This is a genomic window from Enterococcus sp. 9E7_DIV0242 (assembly GCF_002140975.2).
GTDB classification, from domain to species: Bacteria; Bacillota; Bacilli; order Lactobacillales; family Enterococcaceae; genus Enterococcus_L; species Enterococcus_L clewellii.
The window spans coordinates 74,842-97,529 of record NZ_CP147247.1 but is presented as its reverse complement, the minus strand read 5'-3'; the positions used below and the strand labels follow the sequence as shown (position 1 = coordinate 97,529).

Annotated in this window: 24 protein-coding genes; 6 read left to right on the top strand and 18 right to left on the bottom strand. The window is 38.6% G+C overall.

The window, feature by feature from the left end; all coding sequences use genetic code 11:
* The first annotated feature begins 156 nt into the window (after window positions 1–156).
* From ptcA to arcC, 4 genes are all read left to right on the top strand, one after another.
* Window positions 157–1,176, top strand: a complete 1,020-nt coding sequence (gene ptcA, locus A5888_RS00510; protein WP_086347336.1) for a putrescine carbamoyltransferase — start codon at window positions 157–159, stop codon at window positions 1,174–1,176.
* A 92-nt stretch (window positions 1,177–1,268) separates the two neighbouring features.
* Window positions 1,269–2,630, top strand: a complete 1,362-nt coding sequence (locus A5888_RS00505) for an APC family permease (protein ID WP_086347335.1) — start codon at window positions 1,269–1,271, stop codon at window positions 2,628–2,630.
* 17 nt (window positions 2,631–2,647) lie between these two features.
* Window positions 2,648–3,742, top strand: coding sequence for an agmatine deiminase (gene aguA / locus A5888_RS00500; RefSeq protein ID WP_086347334.1), 1,095 nt, complete (start codon window positions 2,648–2,650; stop codon window positions 3,740–3,742).
* A 160-nt stretch (window positions 3,743–3,902) separates the two neighbouring features.
* The gene (arcC, locus tag A5888_RS00495) at window positions 3,903–4,841 is read left to right on the top strand and encodes a carbamate kinase (RefSeq protein WP_086347333.1); all 939 of its coding nucleotides are present in this window, start codon (window positions 3,903–3,905) and stop codon (window positions 4,839–4,841) included.
* Between the two features lie 167 nt (window positions 4,842–5,008).
* Here arcC and A5888_RS00490 read toward each other — a convergent pair whose 3' ends face one another.
* Together A5888_RS00490 and A5888_RS00485 are read right to left on the bottom strand one after the other, a co-directional pair.
* Window positions 5,009–5,200, bottom strand: a complete 192-nt coding sequence (locus A5888_RS00490; RefSeq protein ID WP_339101853.1) for a hypothetical protein — start codon at window positions 5,198–5,200, stop codon at window positions 5,009–5,011.
* Between the two features lie 219 nt (window positions 5,201–5,419).
* Window positions 5,420–6,313 (bottom strand): class I SAM-dependent methyltransferase, encoded by an 894-nt coding sequence (locus A5888_RS00485; RefSeq protein WP_339101852.1) that lies wholly within the window; start codon window positions 6,311–6,313, stop codon window positions 5,420–5,422.
* Between the two features lie 280 nt (window positions 6,314–6,593).
* Here A5888_RS00485 and A5888_RS00480 point away from each other — a divergent pair, with 280 nt between their 5' ends.
* Window positions 6,594–6,974, top strand: a complete 381-nt coding sequence (locus A5888_RS00480; protein WP_086347330.1) for a hypothetical protein — start codon at window positions 6,594–6,596, stop codon at window positions 6,972–6,974.
* Between the two features lie 128 nt (window positions 6,975–7,102).
* On the opposite strand, the gene A5888_RS00475 is transcribed toward A5888_RS00480, so the two are convergent.
* From A5888_RS00475 to A5888_RS00440, 8 genes are all read right to left on the bottom strand, one after another.
* Window positions 7,103–7,933, bottom strand: coding sequence for a hypothetical protein (locus A5888_RS00475; protein WP_086347329.1), 831 nt, complete (start codon window positions 7,931–7,933; stop codon window positions 7,103–7,105).
* 233 nt (window positions 7,934–8,166) lie between these two features.
* Window positions 8,167–8,856, bottom strand: a complete 690-nt coding sequence (locus A5888_RS00470; RefSeq protein ID WP_139843788.1) for a DUF624 domain-containing protein — start codon at window positions 8,854–8,856, stop codon at window positions 8,167–8,169.
* Between the two features lie 6 nt (window positions 8,857–8,862).
* Complete coding sequence (locus A5888_RS00465) at window positions 8,863–9,603, bottom strand: carbohydrate ABC transporter permease (protein WP_249274427.1); 741 nt, start codon at window positions 9,601–9,603, stop codon at window positions 8,863–8,865.
* Between the two features lie 156 nt (window positions 9,604–9,759).
* Complete coding sequence (locus A5888_RS00460) at window positions 9,760–10,659, bottom strand: carbohydrate ABC transporter permease (RefSeq protein WP_086348314.1); 900 nt, start codon at window positions 10,657–10,659, stop codon at window positions 9,760–9,762.
* A 50-nt stretch (window positions 10,660–10,709) separates the two neighbouring features.
* A complete protein-coding gene (locus tag A5888_RS00455) occupies window positions 10,710–11,081 on the bottom strand; it encodes a hypothetical protein (protein WP_086347326.1) in 372 nt (123 codons plus the stop codon).
* 35 nt (window positions 11,082–11,116) lie between these two features.
* Complete coding sequence (locus A5888_RS00450) at window positions 11,117–12,223, bottom strand: glycoside hydrolase family 88 protein (protein WP_212647150.1); 1,107 nt, start codon at window positions 12,221–12,223, stop codon at window positions 11,117–11,119.
* 15 nt (window positions 12,224–12,238) lie between these two features.
* Entirely contained in the window at window positions 12,239–14,077 is a 1,839-nt protein-coding gene (locus tag A5888_RS00445; protein WP_086347325.1) for a DUF2264 domain-containing protein, read from the bottom strand.
* 10 nt (window positions 14,078–14,087) lie between these two features.
* A complete protein-coding gene (locus A5888_RS00440; protein WP_086347324.1) occupies window positions 14,088–15,371 on the bottom strand; it encodes an ABC transporter substrate-binding protein in 1,284 nt (427 codons plus the stop codon).
* Window positions 15,372–15,527: 156 nt separating this feature from the next.
* On the opposite strand from A5888_RS00440, the gene A5888_RS00435 reads away from it, so the two are divergent.
* Window positions 15,528–16,361 carry an AraC family transcriptional regulator gene (locus A5888_RS00435; protein WP_170924667.1) on the top strand — a complete coding sequence of 278 codons (834 nt, stop codon included), beginning with the start codon at window positions 15,528–15,530 and terminating at the stop codon, window positions 16,359–16,361.
* Between the two features lie 772 nt (window positions 16,362–17,133).
* On the opposite strand, the gene A5888_RS00430 is transcribed toward A5888_RS00435, so the two are convergent.
* From A5888_RS00430 to A5888_RS00395, 8 genes are all read right to left on the bottom strand, one after another.
* On the bottom strand, window positions 17,134–18,183 hold the full coding sequence (locus A5888_RS00430) for a glycosyltransferase family 4 protein (protein ID WP_086348312.1): 1,050 nt from the start codon (window positions 18,181–18,183) through the stop codon (window positions 17,134–17,136).
* Between the two features lie 49 nt (window positions 18,184–18,232).
* Window positions 18,233–18,901, bottom strand: coding sequence for a hypothetical protein (locus tag A5888_RS00425; protein WP_086347322.1), 669 nt, complete (start codon window positions 18,899–18,901; stop codon window positions 18,233–18,235).
* Complete coding sequence (locus tag A5888_RS00420; RefSeq protein ID WP_086347321.1) at window positions 18,898–19,593, bottom strand: ABC transporter ATP-binding protein; 696 nt, start codon at window positions 19,591–19,593, stop codon at window positions 18,898–18,900. The genes A5888_RS00425 and A5888_RS00420 overlap by 4 nt, the downstream gene beginning before the upstream one ends.
* Window positions 19,590–19,955, bottom strand: a complete 366-nt coding sequence (locus A5888_RS00415) for a GntR family transcriptional regulator (RefSeq protein WP_086347320.1) — start codon at window positions 19,953–19,955, stop codon at window positions 19,590–19,592. The genes A5888_RS00420 and A5888_RS00415 overlap by 4 nt, the downstream gene beginning before the upstream one ends.
* Before the next feature lie 178 nt (window positions 19,956–20,133).
* Window positions 20,134–20,955, bottom strand: coding sequence for a GNAT family N-acetyltransferase (locus tag A5888_RS00410; protein ID WP_086347319.1), 822 nt, complete (start codon window positions 20,953–20,955; stop codon window positions 20,134–20,136).
* 273 nt (window positions 20,956–21,228) lie between these two features.
* The gene (locus A5888_RS00405) at window positions 21,229–21,525 is read right to left on the bottom strand and encodes a DUF1292 domain-containing protein (RefSeq protein WP_086348311.1); all 297 of its coding nucleotides are present in this window, start codon (window positions 21,523–21,525) and stop codon (window positions 21,229–21,231) included.
* 331 nt (window positions 21,526–21,856) lie between these two features.
* On the bottom strand, window positions 21,857–22,282 hold the full coding sequence (gene ruvX, locus A5888_RS00400) for a Holliday junction resolvase RuvX (protein WP_086347318.1): 426 nt from the start codon (window positions 22,280–22,282) through the stop codon (window positions 21,857–21,859).
* Entirely contained in the window at window positions 22,279–22,548 is a 270-nt protein-coding gene (locus A5888_RS00395) for an IreB family regulatory phosphoprotein (RefSeq protein WP_086347317.1), read from the bottom strand. Before A5888_RS00395 ends, ruvX begins: the two co-directional genes overlap by 4 nt.
* Window positions 22,549–22,688: the final 140 nt, after the last annotated feature.

Below are 22,688 nucleotides of genomic sequence, written 5' to 3'. Positions count from 1 at the left end.
TATAACAACGTTTTTAAATCCTGTAAAATAGAGGTTTTTTTCAAACACAAATTGTATGCGCTTTCTTTTCGTGTTTAGTTCCTCCGGTTTATCGTAAACTCCCCTATTGATTTATAGAATAAGGGTGTAAAAAAAAATTCCCGAGGAGGAAGAGATATGAGCAAACGCGATTTTATTACTACAGAAAATTATACGAAAGAGGAAATTTTGGACATTGTTGATCTTTCTTTAAAGATTAAAGCGTGTATCAAAAACAATTATTATCCACCATTATTAAAGAACAAAACATTAGGTATGATCTTCCAGCAATCATCTACTAGGACGAGAGTTTCATTTGAAACGGCAATGACTCAATTAGGTGGACATGCACAATATTTGGCTCCTGGTCAAATTCAGTTAGGCGGACATGAAACAATTGAAGATACCAGTCGTGTTCTTTCTCGTTTAGTAGATATCTTGATGGCTCGTGTGGAACGTCATCATAGTGTAAATGATTTAGCAACACATGCAACGATTCCGGTAATCAACGGCATGTCTGATTACAACCATCCAACCCAAGAAATGGGTGACCTATGTACAATGATCGAACATCTGCCAGAAGGCAAGAAATTAGAAGACTGTAAAGTTTCCTTCATTGGTGATGCAACACAAGTATGCTTCTCATTAGGTTTAGTCGTAACGAAAATGGGCATGGAATTTGTTCATTTTGGTCCAAAAGGTTTCCAATTAAATGATGACCATAAAGCAAAACTAGATGCTATTTGTAAAGTTTCTGGTGGTAGCTACACAGTAACAGATGATGAAGAAGCAATTGTCGGCTCTGATTTCGTTTATACAGATGTTTGGTATGGTCTTTACGAAGCAGAGCTTTCTGAAGAAGAACGGATGCGTACTTTCTATCCTAAATACCAAGTGGATGCTGACATGATGAATAAAGCCGGAAAGAACGCAAAATTCATGCACTGTCTACCTGCTAGTCGTGGAGAAGAAGTCACAGATGAAGTCATTGATGGACCAGCTTCAATTTGTTTTGACGAAGCAGAAAATCGCTTAACATCTATTCGTGGACTACTTGTTTATTTAATGAATGATTTTGCAGATAAGCACCCTGTTGATAAAGCTGCTCAAGCGAAAGCCAAAGCAGACCTAGAGGTTCTTCTGAACACTGCATTATAGAAATGTTGTAGTAAGAGCAGCAGAGAACTGCATATACCACCCACTCTCTGCTGTTTTTGCTTCCATGTGACAGAAAAGAAAGGATGTCCAAAATGGAAGGAAAACGAAAAAAGTTCAGTCTATTTAGTGCTATTTTATCAGTTATTTGCGTGGTGTTTGTTGCTGAAGCGGCGGCCCCTGTTGCCGCAATCGGCAACTCGCAATTCTTTTGGTGGATCTTCTTACTGATCGCCTTTTTACTCCCTTATGGCTTGATTTCTTCGGAGCTTGGAACAACTTATATCGGCGACGGCGGTATCTATGATTGGGTCACAAAAGCCTTTGGTCACCGCTGGGGTTCTCGTGTCTCTTGGTTCTATTGGATCAATTACCCCTTATGGCTCGCTTCTCTCGCGGTTATGTGCCCTGAGCTGATCACAACGATCACAGGTATTGAAGTTTCCACGATCGGAGCAGTTGTTATCGAGCTGATTTTCATCTGGATCATCGTCTGGATCAGCTTCTATCCAGTCAGCGACAGCATCTGGATTTTGAATGGTGCGGCAATCATCAAAATGTTGTTGGCACTTCTTATTGGAGGTCTTGGTATCTATGGCGCAGTAACGAAGGGTGTTGCTAACGAATACACAGTGAGCTCTTTACTGCCAAGCTTTGACCTGCACAGCCTCTCTTTTATTTCAGTTATTATCTTCAATCTTTTAGGCTTTGAAGTGATTTGTACCTTTGCAGATGATATGGAAAATCCTAAAAAACAAATTCCACAATCCATCATTGCAGCTGGGATTGTGATTGCTGCGATTTATATTTTCTCTGCTTTTGGGATCAGCGCAGCCATTCCAACAAGTGAAATCAGTACGAGTAGCGGCTTGATGGACAGTTTTAAGCTATTGACCAACTCTACTTCCGGCTTCTTTATTGGAGCTATGGCTTTTCTATTCTTGTTAACGCTTTTTGGAAACATGATTTCGTGGTCACTAGGCGTAAACAACACCGCTTGTTATGCAGCGGAAAATGGCGATATGCCGAAATTCTTTGCCCTACGTAGTAAGAAAAATGGGATGCCTATCGGCTCAGCCCTGATGAATGGAATCGTAGCTTCGATTGTGGTTGTTATTGCCCCGATTTTACCAAACCAAGATTTATTCTGGGCCTTTTTCTCACTAAACCTTGTGATGTTCCTGTTGTCCTATGTACCGGTCTTTCCGGCTTTTTACAAGCTTCGGAAAATCGATCCAGATACACCACGTCCCTTCAAGGTCGGCGGCAGTGATAACTTCTTGAAAGTATTGGTTGTTGTGCCAATGCTTATGATCATTATTTCCTTGATTTTTACAGCTGTTCCTCTGCAGTTTGATGCAGAGACACTAAATGAACAGTTACCGATTACAATTGGCACAATTGTTTTCATTATTATTGGTGAAGCAATCATCATTATAAAGAAAATCAAAAAATAGAAACGGAGTGTTAAGACATGGCAAAAAGAATGACAACTACACCAAAAGCAGACGGATTTCGTATGCCGGCTGAATATGAGCCACAGGAAAAGGTTTGGATGATCTGGCCGGAACGTCCGGACAATTGGCGCGACGGAGGAAAACCTGCACAAGAAGCTTTTTCAAATGTCGCAAAAGCAATCAGTCGTTTTACACCGATGAATGTGGTGGTTTCTCGTGAGCAATTCGCGAACTGCCGCCAACAGCTTCCGGAAGAGATCACTGTTTATGAAATGTCAAATAATGATGCGTGGATTCGCGACTGCGGCCCTTCCTTCTTGATTGATGATCAAGGTGAGCTTCGTGGTGCTGACTGGGCCTTCAACGCTTGGGGTGGATTGGTAGATGGACTCTATTTCCCTTGGGATCAAGACGATTTGGTTGCACGGAAAATTTGCGAAATCGAGCATGTTGCTTCTTATCGTACAGACGACTTTGTTTTAGAAGGCGGCTCCTTCCATGTTGATGGTGAAGGAACTGTATTGACAACGGAAATGTGTCTACTAAGTGAAGGGCGCAATCCTCACATGACGAAAGAAGAAATCGAGCAGAAATTATGCGACTACTTAAACTGTGAAAAAGTCCTATGGCTAAAAGATGGGATCGATCCAGAAGAAACCAATGGACACGTTGACGATGTGGCTTGCTTTGTTGCACCAGGAGAGGTTGCTTGTATTTATACAGACGATAAAAACAGTCCATTCTATGAAGCAGCTCAAGATGGCTACAAACGCTTAAGCGAAATGACAGATGCAAAAGGCAGAAAACTACGTGTTCATAAAATTTGTTGTCCTGTAAACAACGTAACAATCAAAGGCAGCTTCAAGATCGACTACGTAGAAGGAACCATGCCTCGTGAAGATGGTGATATCTGTATTGCTTCTTACATGAACTTTTTGATTACAAACAATGGTGTGATCGTACCTCAATATGGAGACGAAAATGACGCCTTGGCAATCGAACAAATCCAAGCCATTTTCCCTGATAAAGAAGTTGTTGGAGTCAATACTGTAGAAGTTGTTTATGGTGGTGGAAATATTCACTGTATTACACAACAACAGCCAAAACGCTAAGCGCTACTCTTTCAATAAAATCTAGTTTCATTACTAAAATATGTCAGCACCTTATCTCTGAGTATTCCTGTTTACTTAGAGATAAGGATGTCGGTTTTCAAGAATACGGCTGAAATTTCTGTCAAACTCTTGAATATCCGTTGCTAAAAGGAGCTATTCTATGTCAAGAATCGTTATAGCACTAGGTGGAAATGCATTAGGAAATACGCCACAAGAACAATTGGAGCAAATCAATAACTCAGCACCTGCTTTGGTCAACTTGATCAAGCTAGGCCATGAGATCATTATCAGTCATGGAAATGGCCCTCAGGTTGGCATGATTGAAAAAGCCTTAAATAAAGCAGCTGATCTGGATGACAGTATTGCTCATTTTGAACTGCCTGAATGTACTGCGATGAGTCAAGGCTACATAGGCTATCATTTACAGAATTGCATTCTTCGTCAGCTGAGAAAAGAAAATATGCCTTGGAATGTTGCCACAATCGTTACGCAAGTAGAAGTCGATGCAAATGATCCGGCATTCAAAAATCCTACCAAGCCAATCGGAAGCTTCTACTCGAAAGAGCAAGCGGAGCAGCTTCAAACAGAAAATCCTGCACTAGTATTTAAGGAAGACTCCGGCAGAGGCTATCGCCAAATGGTAGCCTCCCCTATTCCAGTCAACATCGTTGAAGGAAAATCCATTTTGAATCTATTGAACAATGAATTTATTGTGATTGCATGTGGTGGTGGCGGCATTCCGGTTATCAAGAAAAATGATGGAGATTACAACGGTATACCAGCCGTTATTGACAAAGATATCGCCTCTGCCAAGCTCGCTGATCTTGTTGACGCTGACTTTTTCTTCATTCTAACTGCTGTAGACCATGTAGCCATTCGCTACGGTACACCAGAGCAGGAGGATTTGACAGAAATCAGTGTGGAGCAAGCACAGGAATACGCTGATGCCGGTGAGTTTGCCCCCGGTAGCATGCTGCCAAAGGTTCAAGCAGCAATGGAATTTGCATCTTCAAAATCAGGCAGAAAAGCTATCATTGCTTCTCTGGAAAAAGCCGCAGATGCGTTGAACGGAGCAAGTGGAACGGTTATTCGTTCTTAGCAATAGAGTATCCTATTGATTTTTACTCCTTATGAATTTATTCAGTGAAATCCGGTTGCTTCCAGCTCATTCATCCTGTGAATGACAAACTATGACTTACTGACAGCATTTCACTTGAATATAAAAAGGAATCAGAGGCTTTATTTTGGCCTCTGATTCCTTTATTTTTAAAATTTACGTCGTCTGCTGTTACTACGATCTGAAATCCATTGAACAATCGCATAAATGATTGCTACTGGAATCAATAGACGAACAGCGAACCATAACAGACTTCCAACGATTCCAAGTGCCCAACCACCTACGATCAATACTAAAACGATAATCAAAATATTTTTTATTAAACTATTATTTGCTAACATATTCATTTCCTCCACTTGTTTTCTTTATAGATTAATCTTAACAGTTCCACTATTGAATTACTTCCGTCTCAGGTCTGATTATTTTTGTGCCTTGGGACTGAGGGTTTCATTTTACGAAACTAAAGGCCTCTTGGTTACTTACAGCTCCTGTTCCACATACAAAAACGTAATGTTATAAAGTAGAAAGAAGCCGTTTAATTTGACTAGTTAACACCCTCGTTATTTTACATAATTATAAATTTTTTCTCTTTCTAAATCAGCAAATAATAGCCCTTTTTTCAATCTATGTCTACTATGATACCAATCGAAGTGAACACCACTAGCTACAATATGGCTAAAAGAAAACCCAACTTGAACAATAGCAGCATCAATATCTTCCCTACTTATTTTCGTTTTCTCATCTTCAAAACGCATCTTTTTTATATCACTATTAAAATTCAAAGTAGAAAGAATCCCACCTTTCTTTAGGACTCGATAGGCTTCTTTAAACAAGTTCGGAGCTAATGATTTCTTTGTTCCTTTCTCATGAATATGCCCTATATCGTATAGCAAAACGACATCTACACTGTTATCAGGAAAATCAATAACAGGCATACCATTCGTTTGTATTGTTTTTATGTTATCGATCTTATACATCTGCTCTTTTTTATTGATCCATTTCAAGGCCTTTGCATCACAATCAACAGCAAAAACCACTCCGGACTGTTCCAACGCGAGAGCGCAACCTAACGTATAATGTCCGTACCCACAACCAAAATCAACAACATAGTCCTCTTGCTTTACACCCACCTGTTTCATAAGTGACTTGCATGTTGTTGTTTCCCATTGCAATACTTGGTCGTGTATCTCTTCTTTCTTTGCTTCCACATGAACAATGGGCTCCATTATAAAAGTAGTTTTTACGCCTAAACCCACTTCTCTTTTTATTCCTCTTATAATATGCAGCCAGAAGCTGTTCTCTTTATAGAATAAATTGCATAGGTACACCTTCTCATCGATAGTAACGGTTACTTTTTGAAGAGGTTCTTTTTTTAATCCAGTTGTCGCTTTTAACGGTATTTCCATCAACAATCTACCACTGTCAACAGCAGGAATAGTAGCCTCAAACTCCATTTTTATTTTACTCCCCTTTCAGCGAGTAGCAGCTAGATACTATTTCGCACGAATTTTCTTCTCATTTTCATTCTATCATAGCAATAATTCAATTTGGGGACGGATTGTACACTGATGTCTTTAGTAACTGCTAATTCACTAAATGATAATTTGATCCCTCTGAACCTTTCTATTTTTTCTTTTTTTATCAGACATCTATTACTCCTTACATTGAGCTGAATTGCTTTAATTTTTTATTACGCTATACTTTAAGTAAGATGACTCGTCTGGAGGGATGTTTATGTTCAAAAGAGAAATAGACTTATTCAAAAAAATGATTGTCCCTGCTAGTAATCAACGGTATTTAAGTACGCCGAAAAAACATTATGAAAAGTTTGGAAAAACAATTGAGCGTTCTATTGATAACCCATTCAGAACACTTGATGGTCAATACATCAATGATTATCTTGTCTTGTTCGAAAAAGGGAAACCAGATATACTTTTTTCTGAGAAACTAATGCAGCTTGGCGAATGGCAAGATTACGGGTCTAAGCTGTATCGAATAAATACAATCAACTCCGCAAAAGAAGTAAAATTACTGCTTATTAGTGAATTGACTATTGATTCAAAGAATGTACTTGTTACTTCAGTGATCACCGGCTATAATCACGAATCAAGTTAATTTGGACAAGGTTTTCAATTTTTAGTTGCCAAAACTTATATAAATAGAAAAAACGCGAAGCAAGCCCTCCAGCAGTTTTGTTGCTGGAGGGCTTAGCTTATATTCCATTCATATAAAACAACTTGGCTCTATTTCCAATCAATCGGAATTTGCACGTTTCCTTCAAAATGAAATTTTCCTTGCGTTACTGTCCACTCTAAAGTAAGGTACTCTGTATCTTGTGGCACAGCATTCCATTTCAATAATCCATCTGTGTTTGTAAAGTTTGCATCCGGTGAAGAATAACTAATTTCAGCACCATCGAATTGAGAAGATAAAATCACTGGATTGAAGACTTCATACTTTCTATAACCAGCTCTCATAGAAATAGTTTGCAGTCCACCAGAGGATTGAATCGTCGCTTCCTCTAACAAAGGATGCTCGGATAACTCAGAAATGTCCATTAAAGTGGATAAGCCATCATGAAAACCGTCTTGTTTATAAGTAAACTTTTTCAATTTAGTAAGCTTGTTTCTCATGAAAGATAAATCACTCGAACCAGTTTTTGCATAGCCACCATAACCGCTTCCTTGAACAACAGTCATATCTAGCTCTTCTAGCTCATGAATCTCTGAAATTGGATTCAAGTCAAGTAATTGCCCATACAAAGTCAATTTTTTTGTATTCACGAATTGTAATCCCTCAAGGCTAGATGAATCGTAAATCATTACCCTGGGTTCAAAAGATTCAAACTCCTGATTAAATAGGTAGCTTGGCACACCGCCAAATAAACGATCCTCTTCTGGATTTTCGTCACCTTCTGGAACATACGTTTCTAACAGCTTGTCATTCAAATAGAGATTTAACGTTGAGTTGGGTACCTGAACATTGTTTCCTTGCGCCTCCGCCTTCTTGCCGAATCCAACTAGTCCAAAAGCTGTTACCAATCCTAAGCAAATCAATTTTTTACTTATTTTCATTTTTTGTCCTCCTATTTATTCTATCAAAATGGATAATACACGTTCATTATACCTCATAAAAATATATTTTGTTATTTTTATACTAATATTTATTTAAAAATATTTTTTTAAAGAAATAAATATCAAACTATAGCATTGAATAAAATGGCAGTCTAAAAACAAAAAAGAACTAAGTCCTTACATATCAAGGCTTTAGCTCTTACTGTCTTTTTTCAACTATTTTAAGTGTCACTTTATGGATGCCGCTCCATCGGATCTACAGCTTTAACTTTATAAAGATGTCTGCTATTCAGATAGATAAGACCACCAAGCAGAGACGGTGCAAGCAAATAGCCAAGCTGTGGTTTTAACAGCATACACCCAAGAATAGCTACAAGTAATAAACCATTCAGTCCAGTCAGATACCATTTTTTGAGGGTATAAAAAAAACTGATTTTATAAATATCTTTGCTGCTCGCTAGCGGATTCCGGATTTGAAAATAACTACTATTTAAAAAGACCCCTAGTCCGATCACACCAACAATAAAGAGTAAAGGACTGATCCACTGAAACCATGGCGTAGCTGAAAAAAATAACAAGTCAGTAAAGATAACGATCAAACAAGCGAGTGTCACAAGCCAGTAGGCCGTTCCTTTCAACCAAAAACTACGTATCTGGTTGAAAAAAACGGTAACTGGTTCGCATTCTTTATCCAAGGAAAACTGTTCCAAAGAACCTAATAACGCCGCGAAAGCTCCGCCAAAAGGCAACAGCGCTACCAGAAAGAACAAGGTATTGCGAGGATCTACAGCTAACAAATTGAAAGCTAAGAATAATGGTAAATTCAGCAATGTAAACAATACATTAAATATGAGCAAATTATACGCCCAGCGAAATGCTTTCATATAGAGATTATTTTCAAAGGTACGCATTGATTTCATCATTTTCACCTATCCCTTCATCCCTGATGTCGCAATTCCTTCCACAAAATATTTTTGCATCGCAAGAAAAACAATAGCTACTGGTAGAATAGACAGAACTGAAGCAGCCATAATCAAGGCATACTCAACATCATACAGACCAACAAACATTTTTAACCCCAGCTGAATCGTTTTATTTTCAGTAGAAGTCAGATAGATAAAGGGGCCCATGTAATCATTCCATGTATTCACAAAAGTGATAATTGTTAAACTGGCAATGGCCGGCTTCGTTAGTGGTAAAATAATTTTTCGATAAATTCCCCATTCCGACAATCCATCAATACGGGCGCTTTCACATAATTCGTCTGGAATACTACTGTAATACTGTTTCAGTAAAAATACACCAAATGCACTGAAAGCCTGTAACAGAACCAGAGACCAGATCGTATCAGTCAAACCCAACTTGCGCATCATAATAAATTGAGGAATCATATATGATTGCCATGGAACAGCAATCGTCGCAATATATGCCAAGAATAGTAAATCTCTGCCCTTGAAATACATTTTGGAAAACCCATAGGCTGCAAAACTACTGGTAAACAGCTGAATCAAGGTAATTAACACACTTAAAATACCAGTATTCTTAAAAAAGGTCAGCAACGGTACGCGTTCCCAAATCTTCACATAATTTTCCGGATGCCACTCTTTGGGAATCCATTGGATCGGCACAGTATAGACATCATTGTTCGCCTTGAAAGATGCTGAAACCATCCAGATAAATGGCACGAGTGTCACTAAACCCAAAACTGTTAAGATCACGAATAGAAGAGTTTTTTTAGCTACACTACGTTTCTTTTTCAATTGTTTTTCCTGCACAGGCAACGTCTTTGATTTTGCAGTCATTTGCATCTCGCCTCTCTCCTTTCGCTAAGCTCTCTCCTGAATTTGATTCCATTTGAACTGAACGACCGTGATCGTCAGAACTATAATGAATAAGACCAATGCTATCGCTGAAGCATAGCCAAAATTAAATTTCACAAAAGCCTCATTGTAAATCGTATATACGAGTACATTGGTGGATCTTCCCGGTCCACCAGCTGTCATCACCTGAACCAAATCAAAAATCTTGAAGCAGTTGATTACCAACATAATTGTTACAAAGAAAGTAGTTGGTTTCAACGAAGGCAGTGTCACATTCATGAATTGCTTCCATTTCGTTGCTCCATCCATTGAAGCTGCTTCATACAACTCTTTCGGGATACTTTGTAAACCAGCCAGATATAAAATCATATAATACCCCATTCCACGCCAGACACTAACAATAATAATTGCAAATAAGGCCCACTGAGAGCTAGAGGTCCACCCCGGAGGATTATCAATGATCAGCTTCAAAAACTGATTGATCGGCCCCATGGTTGGATGAAACAACATGTTCCAAACAACAGCAATTGCCACTAATGATGTAACATAGGGAAAAAAGAAGGCCGTCCGGAAAAATTTCATACCTTTGATTTTTTGATTCAATAGAATAGCTAACCCTAATGAAAATAACAGGGTCAACGGTACCACACCAACTGTGTACAGTATTGTGTTTTTAAAGGAAATCCAGAACGTTTCATCTCCTATCATTTTTACAAAATTAGTTATGCCAACAAACTTGGGCGCTGAAAACGAATCCCACTCCATAAATGCCAAAATTAACGAAAACACAACAGGGATCAATGTGAATAGGAAAAAACCGATAAAGTTTGGTGCAATAAATGAATAAGCGGTCAATAAATTTTTTCTTTTTAAGCTTTTTGAATGATGCTGTTTGGCAGACTCCATTGCTTCCCATGCCAAAGCTATGCTTTAGACATGTCCCTCCTTACTAAAGTTCATTTTTTTATTTCCTCTGCTTTGATAAAGCCGTAATATTCTCCGTAAACCGTTACCCGGTCCAATAGCTGCCACTCACTGTCAGAGCTATTGATTACTTGATACCGTTCTCCCTCAGCCTCCAAGATAAAACGATCATTTTTTTTGATAGATTGGCCATCCTCATTATCTGTCACTGTGATCATTCCATGGAGCTGAACAAGGGTATTAGGTGGTATTTCTCCATTTTGAAATTCTGTTGCAGAATACTGCTTGTATATTTTTTCTACTTTCTCTTCCACCTGATGGTCAAAAGCATCTATATGTTCCTGACTCCCACAAGAAGAAAGGAAAACAACCAAAAACACCACTAACAGTCGATAGTTTTTCATTTAGTTCTCCTCTCTCTCGATAGAGTAAGACAAAATTACCAAAGATCCATTTCAGCCTCTTTTAGCTTCAATAATGCCTCAATTAAAAAGTAATCTGCATAGACAAGCCCAACATTTTTTCCCTCTTTGCTATGGTAATCAACCGCACCTCCGTTTACCAATCCATCTGTTTCTACTGACAAATCCGTATACTCTTCCAAAACAGCTATCAGTAGACGCTCAGCGCCTTTCTTATAGAGCTTGCCTTGTTCTTTAGGTAACTGCCGACTCAGTTCAATAAGACCGCAAGCAGCAATCATCGCTGCACTTGTATCCGTGTCTTCTTCAATCAACGGTGCTTTAAAATCAATAGCAGGGACATAATCAGTTTGGGCCGAATTTGCCAGAAAATAATTAGCCACTTGAATCGCTGTATTCAGATAGCTCGTATCTCCTGTGTGCTTGTAGCTCAATGCAAAACCATAGATTGCCCAGCCTTGCCCTCGAGACCACGCAGAATCAGCGCTATACCCCTGACCACCAATCCATTCGATAAATTCGCCACTCTCCGGATCGAAACTGCCGATATGAGCAGATGACCCATCCTTCCGAATCAAATAGTGCTGAATCGTATTTGCATGAGCAATTGCAAGCTGTTTGAACCGCGGATCATCAAGCTCTGCGGCTGCCCAATGGAGTAGTGGGATGTTCATCATACTATCGATAATAACCCAGCCTGTTTTATCCTCATTCCATGCTCGAATAAATTGACCATTACTATTAAATCGACTAGCAAGAACAGACGCTGCTTTCAAGCCTCGAACTTTTGATTTTTCATTTCCAGTTTTACGATAATTGGCTACTGCTGTATGCAGCCACATGAACCCGACATCATGATGTAAATCAACAAATTCCTCGAGCGCTTGATCAAGTCTTTCTTCGATCCGCTCAGCATGTGTCCTTAATTCCTCTTTTCCCGAATAATGATAAAGCTGCCATAACAACCCACCAAAAAAGCCATTCGTCCACCAAGCGATATCTTCTTGGCCCATATCTGTGTATCGTCCATTTTCAGGAATATAGGGGATACTGTCTTCATTTCTTGCAGATTCTTTTAACACCTTTGCGGTGATTTTATCTAAATAGTCATCCATTCTTTCCATTGTCTTCTCCTCTAATTATCGAGTAAATGGTAGCTCAATTACTTTCTTTTCTTTTCCGATAGTCAAGACCACGTTATTTCCTGAAATAAGAGCTTCCGGTAAATCTTGTATCTCGCTTGTCTTCTGTTGACCGTCACCTAGAAAAGCTGTACAGATCATTGTTTCACCTTTAGAAATATCCTGATTCAGATAAGGAAACATGACATTGTTATACAATACGTTTATATTCGCTAAGCGAGCTGAAATACCCGTCTGTCCCTGTCCTGTCAGATCTACAACACCCGAAACGCCGATTACTGAATCCAAGAAACAATCTTTCTCTGTCTGCTGAACCTGTATGGTTTCCACTCCGTCGTAAGGAACTGAAAAACCACCATCACGAACATTCAGTTCTCTTTCACTGTTGATCTTGTGAATCCTGAAATGCCATTGTTCAAAAGGAATAATACAGGATTGAATCGTGACATCTGCCCAAGGCTTCCAAGAGACAGCAACATGTGTATCAGTTGTTCGATAGCTTTCAAATGTCGTTCGTACACGATAAAAATTATCTCGTTCTGAAATAGCCAGCACATTATCAAAGCCGCCCTTTTCGTATCCAACCAGACCTTTCGATACATTGAACCCAAACAATGTAGAGTAAACAAATTTCCCATACTTTGCTTCCCCATGTGTATGCAGTTCAACAAACTGACCGACTGGAAAAGCTTGAACCTCTTTACCGTCAGAACTTTTTCGTAGCAGCATTCTTGCTTCCTTGATCAGTGTATGCTCCACTGATTCTGTAGACTCTGAGTCGATCGCTTCCATTGACCAGACAGGATCATCCTCAGGCAAGGCCAAAACCAAGAAGGCCTTTAATGCCCAATAGGGTGAACCAGGTGCATTGTACTCCTCAGACATCACCAAATCGTCATAGCAATACCCCACTCGAAGCAAGCCATCTGAAGAAAAAATATCCTGAGACAACCAAAAAGCTAAATTTTTACTCAACAACAGCTTTGATTTTTTCGAATCAAAACCCTCTACTTTTGCAAACAGCATCGCTGACCAGAATGAGCTTTGAGCGAAGCGATAGGTTAGGCTTCTGCCAAAGGGAATCCCTCGCCCCTCCTCATCAAACCAATGTTGAAAGGTTTCCGCAAATGCTGCCGCCCGTTCCTTTAATTGCTTACTTCTCTGCGGGTCCTCTTCTGCAAATAAAACAGCATACAGAAGGGAATAATAATGAATCGCAAAAGAAATATAGTAATCAATCTGAACCTTAACACCGTCATAATACCAGCCATTTCCTAAATAGAAGGTTTCGATTTTGGCAAAATCCTTTTCAATTTGAGCAAAGGTATCCCTCTCATAATTCTTATGAAGACAAACATTCACTAAAATTCTGAAAAATAGCCAGTTATTTTGGGCCGTATCGAACGCATTGATTTGATTCATCCAATCAGCAATCTGTTGGTACTCTTTCTCTGAAACGGTTGCTTCAACTTTCTCTTTATTCATAATGAGGAAAACTGCTAATGGCGCCATTTCTACCATTAACTGATCCACATGACCAATCTTGCCCCAGTAATCTGGAGATATCGGATCGACCCCTTCACAGATCCCCTTCATCAGCTGCTTAAAGGTATCATCCACTGGTCTTTGGCTATAGAAGGGGCCGTAGCCCCATAACAGTCGTAGAAAGCCTTCTGCTTCTCGTGTTTTTTTACTGTATATTGCTCCTGCAGAGCCAATATTTAGTAGACCTGGATGTTTTGAGTCTACGGCGTTGATTGCCGGCTGAACAATTTTCTGAAATGCACCACTAAACTCTTCTTTCGTTTTCATGACTGGGTAACTAACTGATTTCATCTTTTCCTCCTCACTTATCCTCTTCCAACACTTCCTTCACGCGTTTATTCAATGCGTCAATCCCGGTTTTCACTGAGCTATCTTCAACCATGATCAAATCATATTCTTCATTAATGATCGAATTGATTTCCGCTGTTTTTGGATCTGGCAGCATTTCCCAACCATTCTTATCTGGATTCAACGCACGCTTGCTTTCTTCATCTTGAGGCATTCCTTCAAGATTGTATAAGACGTTCATCACTTCCTCTGATTGATATGCTGGTGTCATACCGATCCCTGCAACAGCCTTTGCTCCTTGTTCACCGGAACAGAAGCTGACAAATTTTTTAGCTAAATCAGGATTTTTAGCCCCTTTGTTTACAGAAAAACCTGAGGGCCCGCCGTATGTGCTCACCTCGCCCTTTTTATTTTGCGGCATTGATGTAATTCCCCACTCAACAGTTGTCCGGTTTTCCTTGGCAGCATTCAATAGCTTCCCTAGATAAAAGCTACCCATTGGCATCATCGCTGTTTTCTCCGTTTCAAATTGAGAAGCGTAGGTCACACTAGCTGTTTTTATTGAAGAGTAGTCCATTGCATATCCTTCATCTTGCAGACGAATCCAACGATCAAGATACGCTTTCGTAAACCCATAGTCGCCATCTAATAAGGAACTCTCTGTTTGATTGGCAGCTGTACACAGCAGAATTGGGTACCACGTATGATGATAGGTTCCATACACCTTTTCGCCGTCTTTTTCCGTTGTCAGCTGCTTCGCCAACTCTTCATATTCATCCCAAGTCAGATTCTCCGGATAAGCAATTTTGTTGTCATCAAAAAGTGTTTTATTGTAAAAGAGCATATAGATATCTTTTCTGAATGGTAATGCGTAATATTTCCCATCAAGCTCGTAGCCTTCAAGGTTACCTTTGAAGTTTTCCGGCTGGTCAATAGCTTCTGCATCCTTAGAAAGATCCAACAGCTGCCCTTTTGTTGCATAATTGACGTAGCTTCCGACTCCCTTGATTGCCAATACATCTGTCGAATCCCCTGCAGAGAGCATTGTAGTGACTTTATCTTCATACTGATCAGCAGCGATATCCACAATTTTGATTTTCACATCGTCATTCTCTTTTTCAAACGCTTCAACCATCGCTTTGAATTCCGGATTCGCATCATATGCCCAGACAGCCACTGATAGTTCGTTTGCAGCAGTTTTCCCTCCTTCATCTGCGCCTTTGCTACAAGCCGTCATTGCTGATAGAACACTGATAAACAAGGTAGACAATACTGCAAACTTCAGAAATTTTTTCATCTTGATAATCCCCTTTTCCGTCAAAAAGCTGCTGAAAACTCTTTGACTTTTACTTTTTTTCCCTTACAATGTGATTATAGTACGAATTAAAAGCGCTTTCTTTGCGTTTGTAAACATAAAAACATGCAAAAACAAACTTATAAAGGAGCTTTGTTAATGGAGTATCTAATTGAACACTTCCACAAAAAGATTGATTGTTATTACAATATTGACTCGCCTAAAATCAAGTTGCATCTTCATAATCACTTAGAGTTATTCCTTTTTATTAGAGGAGATGTTCGCTATTTCATTGATGGAAAGGCAATTGAACTGCAACCCGGACATCTACTATTTATCAATAATAATCAGATCCATGGACCAAAGCTTTTATCCGACGCTGTGTATGAGCGTATCTCTATACATTTTTCCAACAAATTCGCTGAAGTGCTGTCTACTGAAAAAACAGCTCTTCTAAAAACTTTCAACGAACGGGTTTCATTGATTCGACTTTCAGAAAATCAATTACATCATATGATTGGTTTGATGAAAGAATTGACCAATGAATACAATGCTCCCTCTAGTTATGGGCACGATTTAGAAATGTCTTCCATGCTGATTAGAATCCTCCTCTATGCCAATCGGTGTGCTGCCACTAGTGAGGAGGCCGTTTTAGATAGCCACTTACCAGAGTTGGTGAAGAATATGCTCATTTTTATTCAAGAAAATCTTGATTCTTCTGAGTTATCTGTCGATATGCTGGCTAAGAAATTTTCTCATAACGGTATCTATTTGAATCGAATCTTTAAAAAAGAACTGAGCAGCAGTATTTATCACTATATTCTTTTAAGTCGAATTTCAGCTGCAAAAAAGCACCTGGAAAATGGCAAAGATGTGTTGAATACCTGTTATCTTTCCGGCTTCAATGACTATTCTAATTTCATTCGTACGTTTAAAAAGATCACGAATGTCACACCAAAACAGTATGCAAAGAGCTTCAAAGAGCACATGTAAAGGACTGTTACATAAGTAGTTCATAGATAACGTTTATAGAAATACAGAAGAAGCCCAGTAAGCAATTCTTACTAGGCTTTGATTTCGTTTCTAATTTTTTAGACTACCTATACAAATGCTTTACTATCGCTGTGTACTGAAGCAACGTCAAAACAAGACTACTCTCCCTTATATAATTTAAGAGTCCCCAAAATTTTCAAAGAGCAAGGATTTTTAATCACGATAATTTTCATTTCTTCACATCTTAGTTGCTCTGCTATTAAGTCTTCTTGAAGTTGATTGCAGCTATATTCTTCTATTTGCTTCTTATTTCTTTTTACCGTATCTGCTTAGTAGCCACGACGCAAAAATTTTTGATGTGGTGGTCGGGAAACCAACTTCATCTTAACAGTTTAGGAGGCTTTTTTTATTATCACCCTGGACGCTCTTTGCCCTTAGCATAGATAGGGGAAAGCATACAAAAAAAACACTTCTTCCCCTAGTAATTTGGGAAAGAAATGCTTTATTCTATGAAAAATCAATTTTTATACACATGCTCATTAGCTGTAGTTCAGAGTTCTCGAGAAATGAAATAAATCAGTTTGACGTTCGGCTGAACTAGCTTTTCCAAATTCGTGGTGTTTTTTTCTTTCCACCAGTATTGTGCACTAATTTCTCACTTTCATTCTTCATGGTAAATGAGCTCGTAAATTCATGTATGTTTGACAAAGAGCTTCTATTTCTGTTTGCACAAAGAAACGATTTCCTAGAATATCTAGGATTCAGTTACTTATTATATTTCTTCACTTCTATTAATGACCTTTTCTGTGTAGCATTTATCACTCAATACTTGTTGATACACATCCGCCAGTTTGCTGCCAATTTCTTTAATGTCTTTGGCTTTCGCTGTTTGGTAGCCACTTTCAGTTAAATCCGGAAGCTGCTTTTCAATCATCTCTTTGATCTGTTTTTGAAATTCCCAATTATCTATCCCCATAAAACAGTTTTTTCCATCTTCCAGCCAACCGCTATAAACTGGGATATCTCTTACTAAAACATTTTGCCTGCTAGCCAAAGCTTCCAAAACAACGATCCCCTCTGTCTCTTCATAAGAAGGAAAGAAGAACAGATCAGCACCGGAATACGCCCCTTCAATGATATCTCCTTTAATATAGCCAGGGAAAATAACATTTTCCGTGTGCGCCTTTTTCACAATGCGGCGAACCTCTTTGGGAATACTTATCATGGGCACATGACCAAACCAGATAAATGTATACTCAGGCATCTGGCGGGCAATTTCGACAAAATCAGTGATTCCTTTACGTTTGAAAAAAAGACCTACACAGATAATCACTTTTTGATCTGCAGTCAAATGAAAATAGTCTCGAAATAGTTTTTCTTTTTCTGCTTTCGGCTGATACTTTTCGATATCAATACCGTTTGAAACAACCTTAATTGGAGCATTCAACCCATAGCTTTCCAGCAATTTTTTAGAATAGTCCGTTGGCGTGATCAAATAATCCGCTTTTGAATAAAGATGGACTAGATATTTTTTAAACCATGGTGCCAATTGGTTTGATCCGATAAAAGAGTTCCTGAAATCCTCTTCCGTAGAGTGCGCATGGTAGATGATTTTCTTTCCTAAACGTCGGGCTTTGGAAATCATACGGTAACTGCTGAGCCCATACGTATTGATATGAAGAATATCATAATCTGTACATTTATGATCTAAGGTATAATCAATACCCATTTCAGAGAGTGCTTTTTTCTGGTGCTCCAACGCTCGACCAATACCAGACTTTGCCAACACCTTTTCTCCTTCAAAATAAAGCAATACTTTCAAAGTCATCTCTCCTTTCTCTTTAAAAGTTTGATGTCACCATCAATGATCGTCATCCGACCTCTGTCTCCAAATATTTATCAATTAGTTGCCACGAAGTACCTATTGCAATAACAACTAAAATTACCAAGTAAATCAGAAAATTTCCTTTCATTACGGAATCAGGTATTAGCTGCTGTGAAAATAGGAACCCTATTAGCAGCATAAGAAAAATAACAACCAACCAATTCTTAGAAAGCTGTGGAAGCCAACGCTGCCAAACAACTTGCGCCAGCAACACAAAAAACTGCAACAGGATATAAAAACTAAGTAGGACAAACCAGAAAGAAATACTTTTCAAATAAGGAATATCAAACTGAGGAACATCCAGACGTTGAAACATAATTAAGTGCGCAACACTAGCGATTCCCCAATTGACCAAAATAAAAACCAGCCCACTTACAACAGATAATAAAAGGTTGACCAGATACAACACTCCAGTCTTTAAAGGCAGTAATCGAACCCTCTTTGATAGGAAAAAGGCTGAAAATCTTGATGTGTCACAGAATATAAAACTAATGGATAACAACAAAATCAGCGTGTTTAACCGACCGGAGACATTTCTATCTCCTTGAGTGAGATAGAAGTAAATACTGACAAAGCTGTAAAAAAGACTGAAGATTACGCCTGAAAAATAGAGTGTTCTTGTTTTACTGTTATTTAATAGCGCTAACCATTTCATTTCGCCAGCTCCTCCCTATAAAGCTCTTCCAAACCAATTTCTCTGGTTTCTCGTAATGACTCAAGCTCTTGATGAAGAACGATTTCTCTATTCTTCAAAATCAGCACTTCATCCACAATCGTTTCAATTTCCGCTAGTTGATGTGTAGTAATCAAAATAAGGCTATCTTCCTCAAACCAGCGAAGCAACGACTGAATGATTCTTTCCCTCGTCAATAAATCAATACCATTCAAGGGTTCATCTAAGAGATAAACAGCAGTTTTTCTTGCTAAAGCAACCGCTAAAGAAACTTTTCCCTTCTGTCCTAGAGATAAAACCTTCAACTTCATTTTCTTTTCTAATTCCATGAAATCCAGCAACTCAGCCGCTCGCTCCAAAGAAAAATCCTCATAAAATTGATGATAAAAGCTCAACACTTTTTCTATTGTAAAATCTTTGGGAAAATCATTTAGGTCCACTAAATAGGAGACCTTTGATTTGGTTCCATGATTTATCGGTAAACCATCAATGGTCATTTGACCCTTCCAATTTAAAGCTAATCCTGAAAGCAAGCGCATGATTGTCGTTTTTCCTGAGCCATTTTCACCTAAGAGAGCAATGATTCGTCCCCTGTCTAAAGAAAAATTCAAATTTGAAAAAATCTTTTTACCGCCCTTTTTGTAGTCTAAATTTTTTACTTCCACAAAACTCATTCTTGTCCCTCCTCAACAAAATGCTGCAAGCGATCTAAAGACTCTGCTTTAGTAAAACCCAACAGCTTCATATTTAATAAGTAGTCCGTCATCACTTCGGTAATCTTTTCGCGATTCAGCTTTTCCACTATATCCTGATCTTCTGTAACAAAGCGTCCCTTTCCTCTCTCCGAATAAAGAATCTCCATTCGCTCAAGTTCCTGTAAAGCCCGTTGAACCGTATTCGGATTGGTTGATAATTGAACAGCCATTTCTCTGACAGCCATTACTTTATTGCCCGGTTTCAGTTTTCCAACAATGATTTGCTGAATGATTTCATCCATGATTTGTAAATAAATGGGTCGGTTCTCTGCAAAATTCATTTCATCCCTCCCAAAACTAGTGTACTAGAACAATAGTACACTAGTTTTAAGAATTGTCAACCCGTCATTGAAATAGTGGCAGAAACAAAACTTTTTTTTAATACATCTGAAAATAGAAAAAAGCACTAATCAAGATTTCTCCTGATTAGTGCTCATCATTTAGTCGTTCACCAACACTCTATTGGAAAGTGTAATAATCAAACTGCCTCTTTACCTCAAATCCCAAAGAGCAATACAAATGAAATGCATTTAGATTATTCGTTTCTACCTCTAAATAAATCAATTTCGGATTTTTCTTTAGAATTTCCAGAATCGCGGTGGATAAAACCTTTCGGCCAATTCCTCGCCCGCGTTGTTCTTTCTGCACAACAAAACCATAAATACCGAAGCGACCTTCTGATTCGTCTATTCGTAGACAAGAGAAGATATCGTCGGCCTCTTTGTAAAGCATGATCCTGTCTAAATCTTCCTGTGGTATGTCATAGTCTTCCCCATCATTCATAAAACGACCAATTTCTTTTCGTTCCGCTGCTGTTCCTTTCGTCAGAGAAAGCAACTGTTCAGTCATTGGATTGAAATTATTCTGGTTTAGTTCCATATAAGCTTCAGAAAAATCGGCTTTACATTGCATCTGTTCAATGGATTTTTTTAATCGTTCATCCCGTTGGTCAACAATCAAGAAAGCTTCACTGATTTTCTGCTTTTCAACATAAGAATGTAAATACGCTAGGACTGTTTCGAAATACCGTTCTGGCTTCTGTGAAATAATTGATACTTCCAGTTCTTGAGGGTCAAAGGAAGACAGCCAAGCATATACCTCTAATTTTTCATCATTCCATAATAACAAATGTTTACTTCGATCAGCATCTAAATAATCCAAATCAAGCTTATGTCCGATGTTTTCTTTTTCAACTGTCGCTTTCAGTTCTCTGATTGCTGCCTTTTCATTCCCAGTTAATTTCTTTGTTACATACATTTTTTCGTTTAAATTTTCGTTCAAAAAATTTCCTCCTAATAGTTGTTTTTCCTTCTGCGTTATCTATTTTAATCATTGTCATCATAACTTCACCTACACTTTTATTTTTCCGCTTATCACTAAAATTGAAAGCGGTATATTGACTATAACATAACGAGAATCATTAGAAAAGAAGGACTTAAAGAGGGTTTTTATTGCTTGTTTTGATATATGTCATCAGACAGCTTTTTAACATGCAAAATTATAGACAAAGAAAAAACAGAACCCTTGTTGCGTAAGGGTTCTGCTTCTATCATTTTACTTTTCTTCTTCTTCGGTCATGAAGGTATTGAAGACTTCTTCAATCATATCCCACTCAGCGTCCGTTTCGATTTGCTGCAGCTCACCTTCAGTTCCTTCTTCATTTTCGATATAAGCATAGGCTTGTAGTTCAACATCTTCTTCTTCCGGCACACCAGCTGGATAAAGAAGGACGTAATTCTTACCAAATTCTTCTTGACCGTCAACAGTCAGTAAAATTTCGTAAAGGGTTTCGTTCCCCTGTTCGTCTACTAATGTAATATGCTCATGTCCTTCATGATTATGTTCTGTCATTGTCATTCTCCTTTTGATTTCCGAGGAAACTAGCCAGGTATCTGTCTTGTTTCTTCTTTTTTGAGGTCCGATAGCCATTACTTCTAGAGGTTCCTGCAACAGAGTAATGGTTCTCCTTTTATTTTTTGTAGAAACTGGTCAGGTCACTGTCCAATTTCTCTTTTTCGGAGGTCCGATGGCCATTACTTCTAGATGTTCCTACGCAAGAGTAATGGCCTTCTTTTTTCTAACCGATCTTTTATCTTTAAACTATTCCTACTTAATTGTTTATCACATTAAGGTCGAAACAGCAAGAATAACAGATTTTATCCCTATATAGGGGATGTTTTCTTTACTTGTTGCTAGCTCTATCTAAGTAATTTTGTAAGATCATGACTGCCGCCACTTTATCGATTACTTTTTTTCGCTTAGCACGAGATGCATTCGCTTGTTCAATCAGCATTCGTTCTGCCTGAACAGTTGTCAAACGTTCATCCTGATACTCTACGGGCAAGTGAAATAGCTCCTCCACCTGCTTCCCGTAGGCCATTGACGCTTCCGCTCTGGGACCGATTGAATTATTCATGTTTTTCGGCAAGCCGACAACGACTTTGGTCACTTCATATTCCTTTATCAGTTCACCCAGACGGTCAAAACCAAATTCCTGCTCCTCTTCATTGATACGGATAATCTCTATCCCTTGAGCAGTCCAGCCAAGAAGATCACTGACAGCTACACCGACTGTCTTTGATCCTACATCTAATCCCATAACTCTCATCGAAGATTGATACCATAGCTTGTCAGGTAATGTTTCACAAGCTCTTCCATGATTTCATCACGCTCATGACGGCGAATTAAATTCCGCGCATCCTGATAGCGAGGAATGTAGGCCGGGTCTCCTGAAAGTAAATATCCCACAATCTGATTGATAGGATTGTAACCCTTTTCTTCTAATGCTCGATATACGGTAGCTAGAGTCTCGCTAACTTCCTTCTTGCGACTTTCATCAAAGTCAAATCGCACTGTTTCATCTGTAAAACCCATTTATCTACACCTCTTTTCTTTCTATTCACACACATTCATTCTACTAGAAAGTGCCTAAAACTACAAATAAAAATTCAGAATCGTATAACTAATTTAAACAAATCCAACAAAAAAATGCCTCATTCACCTGAAAAGAGACA